This is a genomic window from Sulfobacillus thermotolerans, assembly GCF_039623705.1.
GTDB classification, from domain to species: domain Bacteria; phylum Bacillota; class Sulfobacillia; order Sulfobacillales; family Sulfobacillaceae; genus Sulfobacillus; species Sulfobacillus thermotolerans.
Window position 1 is genome coordinate 1,529,223 of record NZ_CP133983.1, and the last position, 12,837, is coordinate 1,542,059.

The 12,837-nt window shown below is 52.2% G+C and carries 11 protein-coding genes and 1 pseudogene; 7 read left to right on the forward strand and 5 right to left on the reverse strand.

Annotation, left to right across the window (positions count from 1 at the left end; all coding sequences use genetic code 11):
• Window positions 1-8: 8 nt before the first annotated feature.
• Window positions 9-1,907: a 1,4-alpha-glucan branching protein GlgB gene (gene glgB / locus ORD20_RS07780; RefSeq protein WP_103376875.1), complete on the forward strand. Its 1,899-nt coding sequence runs from the start codon at window positions 9-11 to the stop codon at window positions 1,905-1,907.
• Here the strand turns inward: glgB and ORD20_RS07785 are convergent.
• Window positions 1,888-3,300, reverse strand: a complete 1,413-nt coding sequence (locus ORD20_RS07785) for an FAD-dependent thymidylate synthase (RefSeq protein ID WP_103376874.1) — start codon at window positions 3,298-3,300, stop codon at window positions 1,888-1,890. The genes glgB and ORD20_RS07785 overlap by 20 nt on opposite strands.
• Window positions 3,301-3,322: 22 nt before the next feature.
• Window positions 3,323-3,649, reverse strand: coding sequence for a hypothetical protein (locus ORD20_RS07790; RefSeq protein ID WP_103376873.1), 327 nt, complete (start codon window positions 3,647-3,649; stop codon window positions 3,323-3,325).
• Window positions 3,650-4,128: 479 nt separating this feature from the next.
• Here ORD20_RS07790 and ORD20_RS07795 point away from each other — a divergent pair, with 479 nt between their 5' ends.
• From ORD20_RS07795 to ORD20_RS07815, 5 genes and pseudogenes are all read left to right on the forward strand, one after another.
• Window positions 4,129-4,353, forward strand: a complete 225-nt coding sequence (locus tag ORD20_RS07795) for a hypothetical protein (protein WP_430626664.1) — start codon at window positions 4,129-4,131, stop codon at window positions 4,351-4,353.
• A 90-nt stretch (window positions 4,354-4,443) separates the two neighbouring features.
• Window positions 4,444-5,349 (forward strand): glycosyltransferase, encoded by a 906-nt coding sequence (locus ORD20_RS07800; RefSeq protein WP_103376870.1) that lies wholly within the window; start codon window positions 4,444-4,446, stop codon window positions 5,347-5,349.
• On the forward strand, window positions 5,346-5,933 hold the full coding sequence (locus ORD20_RS07805; protein ID WP_146039123.1) for a thioredoxin family protein: 588 nt from the start codon (window positions 5,346-5,348) through the stop codon (window positions 5,931-5,933). Before ORD20_RS07800 ends, ORD20_RS07805 begins: the two co-directional genes overlap by 4 nt.
• A 145-nt stretch (window positions 5,934-6,078) precedes the next feature.
• Entirely contained in the window at window positions 6,079-6,855 is a 777-nt protein-coding gene (locus ORD20_RS07810) for a sulfite exporter TauE/SafE family protein (RefSeq protein WP_103376868.1), read from the forward strand.
• Window positions 6,856-7,564: 709 nt separating this feature from the next.
• Window positions 7,565-8,176 (forward strand): annotated as a pseudogene (locus ORD20_RS07815) (O-antigen ligase family protein); the annotation flags it as partial.
• Between the two features lie 534 nt (window positions 8,177-8,710).
• Here the strand turns inward: ORD20_RS07815 and ORD20_RS07820 are convergent.
• Entirely contained in the window at window positions 8,711-10,009 is a 1,299-nt protein-coding gene (locus ORD20_RS07820; protein ID WP_103376866.1) for a sugar transferase, read from the reverse strand.
• 144 nt (window positions 10,010-10,153) lie between these two features.
• Here ORD20_RS07820 and ORD20_RS07825 point away from each other — a divergent pair, with 144 nt between their 5' ends.
• The gene (locus tag ORD20_RS07825) at window positions 10,154-11,635 is read left to right on the forward strand and encodes a beta-N-acetylglucosaminidase domain-containing protein (RefSeq protein ID WP_103376865.1); all 1,482 of its coding nucleotides are present in this window, start codon (window positions 10,154-10,156) and stop codon (window positions 11,633-11,635) included.
• Here ORD20_RS07825 and ORD20_RS07830 read toward each other — a convergent pair.
• Both ORD20_RS07830 and ORD20_RS07835 read right to left on the reverse strand, forming a co-directional pair.
• Window positions 11,632-11,985, reverse strand: a complete 354-nt coding sequence (locus tag ORD20_RS07830; RefSeq protein ID WP_146039122.1) for a hypothetical protein — start codon at window positions 11,983-11,985, stop codon at window positions 11,632-11,634. The genes ORD20_RS07825 and ORD20_RS07830 overlap by 4 nt on opposite strands.
• 33 nt (window positions 11,986-12,018) lie before the next feature.
• Entirely contained in the window at window positions 12,019-12,675 is a 657-nt protein-coding gene (locus tag ORD20_RS07835) for an NAD(P)/FAD-dependent oxidoreductase (RefSeq protein WP_430626696.1), read from the reverse strand.
• Window positions 12,676-12,837 lie beyond the last annotated feature (162 nt).

A 12,837-nucleotide genomic window follows, 5' to 3' on the forward strand; every position in this document is an offset into this window, starting at 1 on the left:
ATGACGTGATGCATAAAGACCATTTAGACGATGCAACGCTCTACTTATTCAACGAAGGGTCTGAGGCTCAACTCTATCGGCATTTTGGGGCGCAGCGGGTTGACCTCTTAACAGATGCCGTGCGATTTGCGGTATGGGCCCCCGCGGCCGCGTATGTGTCAGTTGTAGGGACGTTCAATGCGTGGGATCCGAAGCGCAATCCCTTGCAACCGGCCGGCGTGTCGGGCGTTCATGTTGGCACGGTCGAGGGCGTTCCCGTGGGCTCTTTATATAAATACCATATTGAAACGCCTTCTATGGGATTTTCGGGGGACAAAGCCGATCCCGTGGCTTTTGGCATGGAAATCCCGCCGAAAACCGCCTCGGTGGTCACCGATTTATCCTATACGTGGCATGATGCGGCGTGGTTGGCGCGTCGGCAATCGGGCGATTGGCGTGCGCAGCCGATGAGCATTTATGAAGTGCATCTCGGATCGTGGCGTAAACATCAGGACCAAACATCGTTGAGCTATCAAGAGTTGGCCGATGAGCTTGTGGATTATGTGAAACGGACCGGGTTTACCCATGTTGAATTCATGCCCGTGATGGAACATCCTTACTATGGGTCATGGGGGTACCAAACGACAAGCTACTTTGCCCCATCTCGACGTTACGGCACACCGCAAGACCTCATGTATTTAATTGACCGGTTACATCAAGCCGACATTGGGGTGTTATTGGATTGGGTGCCGTCTCATTTTGCTACGGACGATTTTGGATTAGGTTTGTTCGATGGCACCCATTTGTATGAGCATGCCGATCCACGGCAAGGCATTCATCCCCAGTGGCATAGCTATGTGTTCAACTATGGGCGCAATGAAGTGCGCAGCTTTTTAGTGTCGAGTGCCATGTTCTGGGTGGATATCTTTCACGCCGATGGGTTGCGCGTGGATGCGGTGAGCTCGATGCTTTATTTAAATTTTGGTCGCGAAGAGGGCCAATGGGTGCCCAACCGCTACGGTGGGTACGAAAATTTAGAGGCCATTGCCTTTTTGCGGCAAGTGACCCATGTGATTCATGAGACATTTCCCGGGGTTTTGATGATCGCGGAGGAGTCCACGGCGTGGCCGGGCGTTTCGCGGCCCGCCCAAGAGGGTGGATTAGGGTTTGATTTGAAGTGGGATATGGGATGGATGCACGATACGCTTGATTACATGGCCCTCGACCCAATTTACCGCCGCTATCACCATGATGCTTTGACATTTCGCCCCATGTACGCGCAAAGCGAGCGCTTCATCTTGCCCCTATCGCACGACGAGGTGGTGCACCAAAAAGGGTCGTTATTGACCAAAATGTCCGGAGACACATGGCAAAAGTTTGCCAACTTACGTCTATTGTTGGCCTATCAGTATGCCGTACCGGGGAAAAAACTGCTGTTTATGGGGGGGGAAATTGGTCAATGGCGCGAATGGTCGCATGACCGCGAAATTGACTGGTTTTTGCTCGGGGAGAGCAGTCATGCGGGGCTCTGGCAATTGGTGCAAGACTTGAATCATCGCTACCGAACTACTCCAGCTTGGTATCAGGGCGACCACGACAACGAGGGCTTTGCATGGTGCGATTTCGCGGATCGTGCGGCGAGTGTTTTAAGCTTCTTTCGCCGAGACCTTGAAGGGCGCTCGGTGTTGGCCGTGTTTAATTTCACGCCGGTTGTCCGCACCCATTACCGGTTGGGCGTACCTCACGAAGGCTTGTGGCACGAAGTGTTGAATACGGATGCGGCGTGCTACGGAGGAAGCAATCAAGGCAATTTAGGCGGCGTATGGGCCGAAGCCTTGCCGTGGGGAGGACAGGCCTGGTCGCTAGCCTTGACGCTGCCTCCTCTCGCGGCCGTATTTTTTGAGCCCCCTAGCGTTGAAAGGGATTAAAGGTATCTGGTGGTGTGACCCGAATGTAGCGGGCTAATGCCGGCTGGGCTTGCTCGATCGCTTGATACATGTCCCAAGCCAATTGGCGATAACTGAAATGGCCTTGGGAACGGCTGCGCAATTCGATAATGTACGCGGCTTCGGTGATATCCATGCGCATGAGGACACGGCGCTTATGAGCCAGTGGCAGCAAATATGGAAGGTGCCGTGGCGGCACCGCATACGCCGCGAGGCGTTCATAGTACGCGGCAAAGTGGCGCGTCAGACGTGATTGTACCGAGGTTCCCCCAAGCACCGCCGGAATCGCATAGGACATGGCCAATGAGAGATTCTGAGCCGACTTGTAAACCCGCCGGTGGCGATTGAAATCGCGAAAGGCGCCGACATCCATTGTGAGGTCAAAGGTTAAAGGGGCTTGACGCATGAAGGCTGGCCATTCATCGTGCGGCCCACGCCGGGCGAACACATCATTGAGCAAATCGGTTTGCTCGCTACGAGAGAGGCTGGCCGCGTAGGCCAAATATTGGCGGTAGGACGCCTGGCCAAACGGGTACAACAGCTGGGCAATTTGGGCGTGGAGCGGATCGGTGTCGATAATCAAATCGACAGCCATGGACGACATTGATGATGGCGCCACTTGGGCCGCAATCGGCTCTAATAAAGCCCGCAAGGCCTGTCGATACGAGTCAGCCACGGCATATTTAATCAATGTGGGCACTGCGGGATGGGATTCGTCCGTGGAGGGCGCGATACTGACGGGCGGCTTTTCTGTTACGGCGGCTTTCATCTGTAAAGCGATATCTTGCACCTCAGGAAGAGAGGAGGACAAGAGTCGTGCGATTTGTTGCTCTAAGGTGCGCGCATTGGTTATTTGGCCCAGACTGGTCAACGCATTCAATGGCAAGCAGTAGCGGGCAATGTCAAGAGCCCGTGCCCGAATAATCCGTTCATACGCTTTGGCGTCCATCTCTTCAGGCTTAGGATACCAGCCCCTTTGAAGGTCAATGGACTCCTCTAGGACACTGTGATAGAGGGCAAACAATTCTTGTGTGGCCTCGTCGTAAAACTCCTTGGCATCGGACGGACGATAATATGGCGCGTGATCGAAATTTTGATAGCGCGTTGAGCGTTCTTGACCATCCCATAGCGGCTCGTCGACAATCTCCATCGCCGCAAGCAAAGAAATGTCCTCCACCGCGAGGGCAACATGCGCAAGATCCGCGATGGAGGCATGTCCATAATCAAAATAAAAGGTGTTGAGAAATTGCGCAGCTTTGTCCTCTGAGAGTTCTAGTAAATTCTGTCGCAACGAGCGCCGGGACCGTGAATACTTTGCCATGCCATACGCCAGCACTTCAGGGGGCACATTGGTTACGGAATAAATTTGCGGCATATGGATCTCCTTGACTATCGATTTAGCGGTAACGCAAGCCTATTAGCATAATGGCTGCCGACCGTCCCGCACTGGATAATTGCCCAAGTTCGGCCAATTGGCAATCACCATCACTGTGCAAGGCTTCGGCAATGCGGAGAAGAATCTTCTGTTCCGCATTGTAATGGACAGCTTCTTGGTGAATAGCTTCCCAGTTGACCTGCCGGTTGTCAAGATCGACCCATTGCATGAGCCGCATGCGTTGCGTATCAGAAAACATCGGCAATGAGAAGGTCTCGATTACCGCATTCCACTGGGGTGTTTGACGCACCCAAATATGGGGACCTACGAGATATTGATAGGTTGTCATACGGCCTCCTTAATATACTTTCTTACAATATTAACGCAATCGCTGTCGAATGTAACAAGAAAAGAGTGGGAATTATTGCGAAAAATGGTGAGGCCATGGCGCCTTTGCTGTGATCAGTTGAGAAACCGTGGCTTTGAGACGGCTTTATCTAGGCGCACCGAGGGGGTCTTGGAACGCATGCCCTGCTCCGCGCTTCCACACAGTACCAGTAGCGTGAGCTCAAGGCATGGTACCGTAGGGGATAGATATTTCACGCGAACCGGCTTTGCGCTCGTGACAAGATCTTGGCAACCGAGCGGGATGGTCTGTGTCCTAGTCTGTTCGGTGACGACGTTAGCGTTATTCACTTCACGAGGGAATGAAGTGTCGACCCCTTTAGGCATTGGATTACCTTTTTTTAAAATGGAGCCAAAAGCGATGTATGCTACACTAAGACTTGCTTACCCTATCCAAAGGCAACCGTAGTCGATTGGGATTAGGTGAAAGGTTGGCAGGAAGGCATTGAGGTTGGACTACATGAAGGAACGTTGGTGGCTTTACGGGCTGCCGTTTTGCGCATTGTCACGGCTCGGTGTGGCGTGCCGAACGATCAGGTGCGTTTACGAATAGCATCCGAAACGCAATGTGCCCAGTTGTATAAATGGATGGATGAACTCGTGATGCCTGTGCGTTCGCAGAGCACCGACGATTTGTGGAATGCCTGAAATTCATCCTGCGGAAGGGTGGCTGCGAAAGCGCTAGATTAGAGTGAACGGGAATCGAAATGCCTGAGACGGGGAGGTCTTGCCAAGCGTATGCCTGAGATAACGGCTAAAGGACGCGAGGTCGTTGTGCGTGGCCCTACGCGTAGCGCAGTGGGCCAAGCCCTGGAGACACGTTGTGCGTCCATGTTGAGCGGCTGGCGACTCCATAGATCGTCATGGCCGCTCCTGTCGCATAATCGTCCCTATATCATTCAAACACGGATTGATAAGGACAACGAGGGAAGCGTAGTCATCTTGGGCGGAGAGAATAAGCAAGGGATCCCTTTGCAGTGGGGGCCTTCCGAAGAAGGTGGCCTGCGTCTTCCGGTGCTTGGGGGCTTTGCTTCAGAGTTGTCCGGTGCGGTGTTTGACGTGACCGACCGCTTAAGGTTGACAGAGCGTCCGCGTATTTTATATTTAGGTACGTATCAAGATGGGGCAGGCCTTACGACGTTTTTGAAAGCCGTGCGCTCGCTGGTGTCATCGCAAGGAGAAGTGATTTTTCTTGACGGATCGGCATACCGAGCTCAGCTGGCACCCGTCGTGGGCCACATGGGTCTTGCGCAGCGGGCCATTTTTGCGCCGACCTTAACCCCTGCGGAACGAGAAGCCTTGTATCAATCCGCTGATTTAATTGTCTATGCGGACCAAAAACCTGGGCAGTTGTTTGGATTGCTCGATGCCTATGCGGCTGGGCTTCCCGCCATGGTTGCTGATACTCCTGTATCGCGCCAGATGGTGGGGTATCCTGCCTTATTGACGGATCCTGCCAAACCTGAGATCTGGGCAGAGGGAATCCAAGAGTTGTTGGAAAATCACCGTTTGCGTGAGCAGCTGGTGGCGCGAGCATGGGAATTTGTTATGCCTCACCGCCTCCCACAAGTCTTTGAGGGCTGGCGTCAGGCTATCGAAGAATTCAGCGGCGGCACCTTGCAATCGGAGAAAGGGGCACTATGATGGAAAACACCTATGCGTGGATCCAAGAGGTCGCGCTCCCCGTGACATTGGTCCACAATGCACGCGGAGACGAGCGGTTTATTACCGCCATGTCGGGAGACAATATGCTCTGGAGGGCAAAGGAGCCGCCGGTAGCATGGGACTGGCTTGACCCGACGGTGGCCTATTATGGCATTGGTCCCGAAAATGCTGAGCCTTCGGTATGGTTTGTGGGCGAGCCGATTGGTCAAGAAGAAAGAAGTTGGAAGGATCTGGTCATGGCGGTCGGACGACAACAACGCTTGTTGACTCCCATGACGGAGTCGATTGTGGACGCGATTCGGCAGCCGGTTAGGGTGGCGGTGTTTACCATTCCAAGTTGTCCCAAATGCGCCCAAGCGGTGCGGTTAATTGGAGCCATGGCTCTACGCAATCCTAAGATTTCGTTATACGCAGTCGATTTAGACAAGCAGCAAGGGTTAATTGCCAAGTGGAATCTACAGACATTGCCAGCCTTTATGGTGAACGATACGCTAAGTGTGATGGCAGCAAATGAATGGATTTTGGCGCAAGCCATTCAAAATGCGAGTGTAGAGGCCGGGTAAATACCCGGCCCTAATTTTTTTGAACTTGTACCTTGCTAATATTCATATGTGAAACACTGTAATTAACTATTATTGAAAATGTGTCGTCAATTAGATACTCGAAGAGTACAATAACTTTAGACTAAGTATGTAGGAGATGGGCTTTATGGTGCATGTGACAGCCGTCCAGCAAGGTCTTGCGGTCTTTTCAGGGATACTAGTGGGCTTTTCCTTAGGGCTGATTGGTGGGGGCGGTTCGATTTTAGCGGTACCGTTGCTGCTTTATGTGGTCGGCATTCATGATGCGCATATTGTCATTGGCACGACCGCATTGGCGGTGGCGGTCAATGCCTATTTAAACCTGATCCCGCACTGGAGAAATGGCAATGTGCAATGGGCAGCGGCCGTGGGGTTTGCCATTCCCGGCGCGATTGGCGCCTTAATTGGTTCGACTATTGGAAAAATGGTGAATGGAAAAGACTTATTGTTTCTGTTTGCGATTTTGATGTTGGTCGTCGCGGGGTTGATGTTACGTCCTAAAGAGAAAAGTGAGGACCGGCATTTTGTGTGGCATCGGCGGATGCTAGGCCGTGTCATTCCCGCGGGATTCACAGTCGGGTTGGTGTCGGGATTTTTTGGTATTGGCGGTGGATTTTTGATTGTGCCGGGTCTGATGTTTTCGACCGGTATGCCGATGATTTACGCGATTGGAAGTTCGTTGTTCTCCGTCGGAACGTTTGGGTTGACGACGGCCACCAATTACGCCCTGTCAGGGTTGGTGGATTGGTTAGTGGTGATTGAATATATTGCGGGGGGCGCTTTAGGTGGGTTTGCGGGCGCTCGGTTGGCCAGCCGGTTAAGCCATCAAAAACGTACGTTGAACTTTATTTTTTCCGGCGTGGTCATCATTGTCGCCATTTATATGCTGATTCTGAATCGGTAACTCAGGATGAAAATACAGGCCAGGTGCTCCATAGCGGGCGCCTGGCCTGTATTGGTTTGTCGAAGCAAGGCTCTTCGTCACGAGGAGCATGGTACAATAAGGCCAACAATTAAAGATTGAGGTGTCCGTGTGGCGTTTGTCGTGTGCAGTATTCTAGCTATTGTCGGCTTATTCCTCGTGTGGGGGCGGCCGCAGTTCTATATTCCAGGCCTTGTGATAGCGGCTATCAGCGTGGAAGTGATTCACCATTGGTATGCAGGCATCGGTCAATATCTGCCCTGGGTCGGCGTTTGGCTAGGCGTTATGATTTCAGCGGGCCCCCGCGTATGGCGGGAATGGGGTGCCTTGTTGCGACGCCAAAAAGTATCGGTGCTTCTCTTTGCCCTCTATTTGGCAGGCATAGTGGCGTCGACCGTGGTAGGCATTGACCGAACCGTTTCACTGCGCTATGCGCTGGGCGTACCAGCGGTTTTGGTGGTCGCTCTGCTCGTGTTTCCATGGACTATTGAGAAAGGATATACCACCGTCGCGGACGTCTTTCGCATCATGGGTCTTGTAGGCATACTCGCGACTTTCAGTGCCGGTATTGCGGCGATTGGTTTTCATTCTGGCTTTGTTGTTCCGGTGGGCCACCACAAGATTCTGGCATGGCAATGGCCATTTGCCAATAAGAATACCTTTGGAATGCTCCTAACGCTATTCTCGCTCTTCATGGATTGCCAGTATGGTGGGAATCATCGCGTTTGTGATGCTATATTACGGGCGGCGTGGGACGCTGTACCTGTTCGGCGGACTTATCCTTTTAGCCGGAGGCTTAGTGGCGAAAACCGGCCTACACAAGTGGCAACTGTTATGGAGAAAAGGATTAAATGGCCGTTTAGTCTTATGGACTGCAGGCTTTCATGCCATGGCGCACCATTGGGTATTAGGGGTGGGACCGGGCAATTCCCCTGCGGCACTGCGCCCTTTTGTACCGGCTATTTATGCGGGATTAACGCCCTCCGACTCCTTATTGCGAACCGCCGTAGAACTCGGCTTGTGGGGCTTAGTGATGTGGGTGCTGATTGTTGGAGGGGCTCTTTTAGGCTTGCTATTCACAAATCCTTGGCATCATTGGCAAGAGAGTGCAATATTTTCCTTCTTATTAGCGAGCTTAGCGCAACAAGTGGTCGAATCCCTCATGCTGGGGGGTGTCTCATTTGGTGATTTTTTCTTTACGCTATTCATCGGACTTGCATGGTATTACGTCTTTGGAGACCGAATCATGCAAGCGCCAAGCGCGTCGCACTTGACGGCGCGCATGCACGGTTCGGGAGTGTGAGACAAGATGGGGGGGAGGGCAGGAGCAATAGTTCCTGTCCCCCTGGCGATTTTTCAAAGATTTTAGCGTGCTGCGCGACCAGCCAGGGTGCATGGAATGCTGCCATGCCACCCGACCACGCGAACCGGCTTACCGCTCCTTATGTACGCGTTTAAATAGGTTTGATGGAGCGGCGTAAGGTATGAGCTTTATTTCCCGTGTCGGAATAGATAAGCAGCGACAATTAGGAGACTCAAGAAAGACAGGACGGCAAGAGCCCAAACGGGGCGAGAGATATGATGGCGTTGACGCCATATCGAGACGTAAACACCCGCCCAACGGGCGAGAACAAGAAGGGCGATTCCTAACAGCGCGAGTGCCATGTCTAAACCCAACGTATCAGCGCTCCTTCTTAATCGGCGATATCGCGAGATCATGGGTATCTGCCTTTTAAACTCTGCAGTTCATGCTGTTAGCCATAAAGAACGCATCAACGCGATTATGACCTTGGTGCTCTATTGATCCGTCGTCTATGGAAGACGATGGGACATGAGACTACTTTTCCTTTTTAAAGGGCAGTTGCACCAAAGTGCGGGCGACAATGATTAAGTCCTTGAACCAGGACCAACTGGTTGCGTAATGGAGGTCATAGACCGCCTTTTCTTCAGGGCTTGACGTATAACTCCCCGCTACTTGGGCGAGACCTGTCAATCCCGGCGTGCTCAAGTGACGGAGATCGTACACGTCAATCGCCTGACGATGCTGGTCCACAAAAACGGGACGTTCAGGGCGAGGTCCCACTAAGGACATGTCGCCTTTTAGGACATTCCATAATTGGGGCAGCTCGTCTAAATGGGTTGTCCGCAAGAACTGGCCACACCGGGTCACACGGGGATCGTGGGGCTGGGATAAAATGGGTCCCGTTGCCGCTTCGGCATCGGGAATCATGGTCCGGAATTTTACCAGCATAAAGTGTTTCCCGCCCGCCGTTACCCTTTCTTGGAAATAGAGGACAGGACGGCCTGAATCGAGGAGTGTGACGAGAGCGATGACAAGAAAAAGGGGAAGCAGGACAATAAGACTGGTAGCGGAGACGACCACATCGGCTAGCCGTTTTAACGCCGCTGATCCGTGGCGGGTCCGAATGGAGGCGAGCGAAAACATCGGGACCTCGCCGACGGATGTGAGTTCGGAGCCTGCAACAAGGAGGTCATACGTATCGGGTTTCCATAAACAGGGAATATTATGTTTCATGCATTCGATAAAGTAACGGGATTTTGTGGGGATATCAACGGTGCCTAGGACCACCGCTCCAATGCGGTACCACGGGATCACCGTATTGGTGTCCTTCGGTTCTTGAAACACCATCGTAATACGGGGCAAATATTGTCCGGCTCTTCGCGTCAACGCCGACCATTCGGCTTCTTCGCCTACGGCTAGTACCGTGACGACGGGAGCGTGGCGTAAAGACCATGACCGGTACGCTAAACGCCAAATCAGGAAGAGCATCATTTGAATGCTTGCCGACAAAAAGAAGACGGTGCGAGGGAGCCCAATGGTGACCAACATTAGACTAATCATCGAAGATACGAAGCTGTTGGTGATGATGGCCATGGTCACTGAGCTCACCACTTCGTGTGAGGTTTTGTGCGTGGGGCGGTCGTAGAGGCCATAAATATAAAAGATCACCCAAAGACTAATAATCTCCCACGGCAATAAATTGGCGAAGGCCCGTAGATTATAGGGTGGTAGAGTCAGATGAAATCGTATGAGAAAAGCGATAAGATTGGAAGCAAGAAAAATGAACCCATCAATAAATCCAATTTTCCATGCGGTTAAGGCGTGACGTGTCATGCGTATATCCCCTGATGATGTGGCATTCGCCCTCATTTTCTCGCAATCGAGGGCATTGGGCAATAACTGTTGCGCAATATGTTACAGTTATTTTCATAAAGTTTATCTACCGCCATGGTGGAATAGGGGGATTGACGGCAAAATATGGCGAAGAAAGCCGGTAAATGGCGCGCTACGGCTTTGATAGCGGGACTAGTGGTCGTCGGCGGTGTAATGTGGCATGTGGTTTCGGCATCGCATTTGAAGCGAACCTTACCCGTATCACCACAGCATTTTTCAGCACACACCGCCATTGCCCCTAGGCCGTTGTATGCGGGAATTGTGGAGGGTTTTTATGGCCCTCGTTGGTCGTGGCGCCAAACCGAACAGATTTTTTCCTTCATGCACAAGCAAGGGCTCAATACGTTTGTCTATGCACCTAAAAATGTCCCGTATTTGCGCGCCCAGTGGAATGTACCATATCCCCAAAGTCATCTCAACAAACTCCATACGCTCGTGATGTCCGCGCGCGCTCACCATGTGCTCTTCATTTGTTCGATTAGTCCAGGGCTTTCGATTCAATATTCGAGCCAGCGAGATAGACAAGAACTCTTGAATAAAATCAATGCGTTGTGGGGTATTGGGATTCATGCCATCATGCTGAGTTTTGATGATATTCCTACGACGTTGAATGCGGCAGATCAAACCCAATATCACGATAATCTTGCTCTGGCACAAGCCTCTCTCGTGGATAGCATGGTGGCCAGAGAAAAAAGCCTGGGGCACCACATGCAGTTTTTTTTCACCCCGACCGTATATTGGGGAACCCAGAATACACTGTACTGGCAAACTCTTGCCAAAGCGTTGGATCCCGGAATTCCCGTGATTTGGACAGGCCCCTATGTCCTTTCCGCCACAATTACTGCGCAACAAGCCCGTCAGGTGCAAAAAGACGTGGACCATCCGTTAATGATTTGGGATAATTACCCGGTAAACGACTATACATATGTCATGTGGCACCATCCTCAAATCTTGTTGGGACCTGTGATGGGGCGCAGTCCCAATTTGCCGAATGTGGTTCGGGGCTATCTATTCAATCCCATGCTACAGCCCTACGCGTCGGAAGTGGCTATCGCGACCGGTGCTCAATACCTTCGTACCCCATCCGCATATCATCCGCTGAAGGCATGGCATCAAGCCTTAGACATGGTGGCGGGACCTGGGGCGGCGGAGGCGCTGCAAAGTTTCGCCGGAGCTAATTCTGTGAGTTTTCTGCACCCCGAGCCCTTAGATCCTTTAACGGCCAATATCAAAGCCTTTTGGACGGCACAGACGGCCGGCAAGGATCTCGAGAAGACAGCGTTATATGCCGAATTTGCCCGCTGGACGCGCAATAGTGCGGTCTTGCAGCAAAAGCTGCCGCCCGAACTATTCCAGGAAATAAAGCCATGGGTATCTTTGTATGCCCGCGAGGGCATATTGGGTGTCCAAGTCATCAAGGCCTTGCAAGAACACAGGCCAAGCTTGGCCGCTTCGCTTAATGCCGCGCAAAGTGCAATTGAGGCAACGCCCGATCAGTTAAGCGTATACCAGAGCCTTAACCAATGGTTTGCCAAGGCGTTAAACCACTTATCGTCGCATGCTTAATGGGCTTCTTGATGGGCACGTTTAGGAGCGACATCAAAAAACCCGATGACGGTAGCCATAAAGATAAAGCTCCCCGGGATCAGCCATAACGTCAACGATCCCAAAGCGCCCAGCACGGTCGCTACCAGGCCAATCCAGGAGGCGGCCAATGGCTTGACCAAAAACAGTACACCAGAAATTAAGCACAGCACACCGACAGCGACCGTCAGGTGTGAGGCGGAAACCCCATAACGACTGTAATTATGGAATAGGGCAGTATAAACGCCGGGAATATGCTCAAAGAGGCCCGCCAAAATGCCGGTAACACCGCCCAGGATGCCCAGTACAAACGCCATATATTTCATGATCATCAAGTCTCCTTACCGACCAGAGTGATCCGTCCCTTAGGGCCATGGACGGTCAAAAATCTTAGACAATTTCAGCCGATATTGTTGAAAAGAATAGTTCTTGAGCGTTCGTGCACTAAAGCCGCGAACCGGAATACCACCATGTAATACCCACCCGACCCCTTGACCTTCGTCAAGGGATATGAGCATACCACGCAAATGAGGGCGGAATTCGGGGCCGGGTTGGCCTTTGGTCAAACGGCTCGCAATCGTCTGTCCGACGAAGTTGCCGGCTAGGGCTGCTAATTGTGCGGTTGCAGGGATATCTTCTCCATCCACAACCACGTGCCATAAATCACCGGCGACAAAGACTTGGGGTAGTACTTCCCCATAACCGTCTGCCACTGGATATCCCCGACTATCCACCGGCAATCCGCTTTGGCGAATCCACGCGGGTGGCGTAATGCCACCTGCCCAGATAAGAATATCATACCCATAATGGTCTTTTTCTAGTTCAATATGCGTGTCTGTGACGCGTACGAGCTTTTGGCCCATGACGACGGTGACACCCGCAGCAATCAGGCGTTTATAGGCATACGTGGATAAGCCAATGCCTAAGGCCGGAAGTAGTCGGCTAAATCCTTCGACAAGAATCACATCGTGGTCAATGGCCAACATGCCCGCAACTTCAACCCCGGTCAACCCCCCACCGATGACCGACTAATTTTCCTCGTGAACGCTTTACAGACGGGCGGTGTGGGGAATGGAGGAGCACCCTGTGGGATCAAAGACCAACGGATTGGGTTCAGCGCGGAAAGCTCCGGTTGAGGATGACTTGGCCCTCTCTTAACTGTGCGGAAAGTGTATAATGAGAGA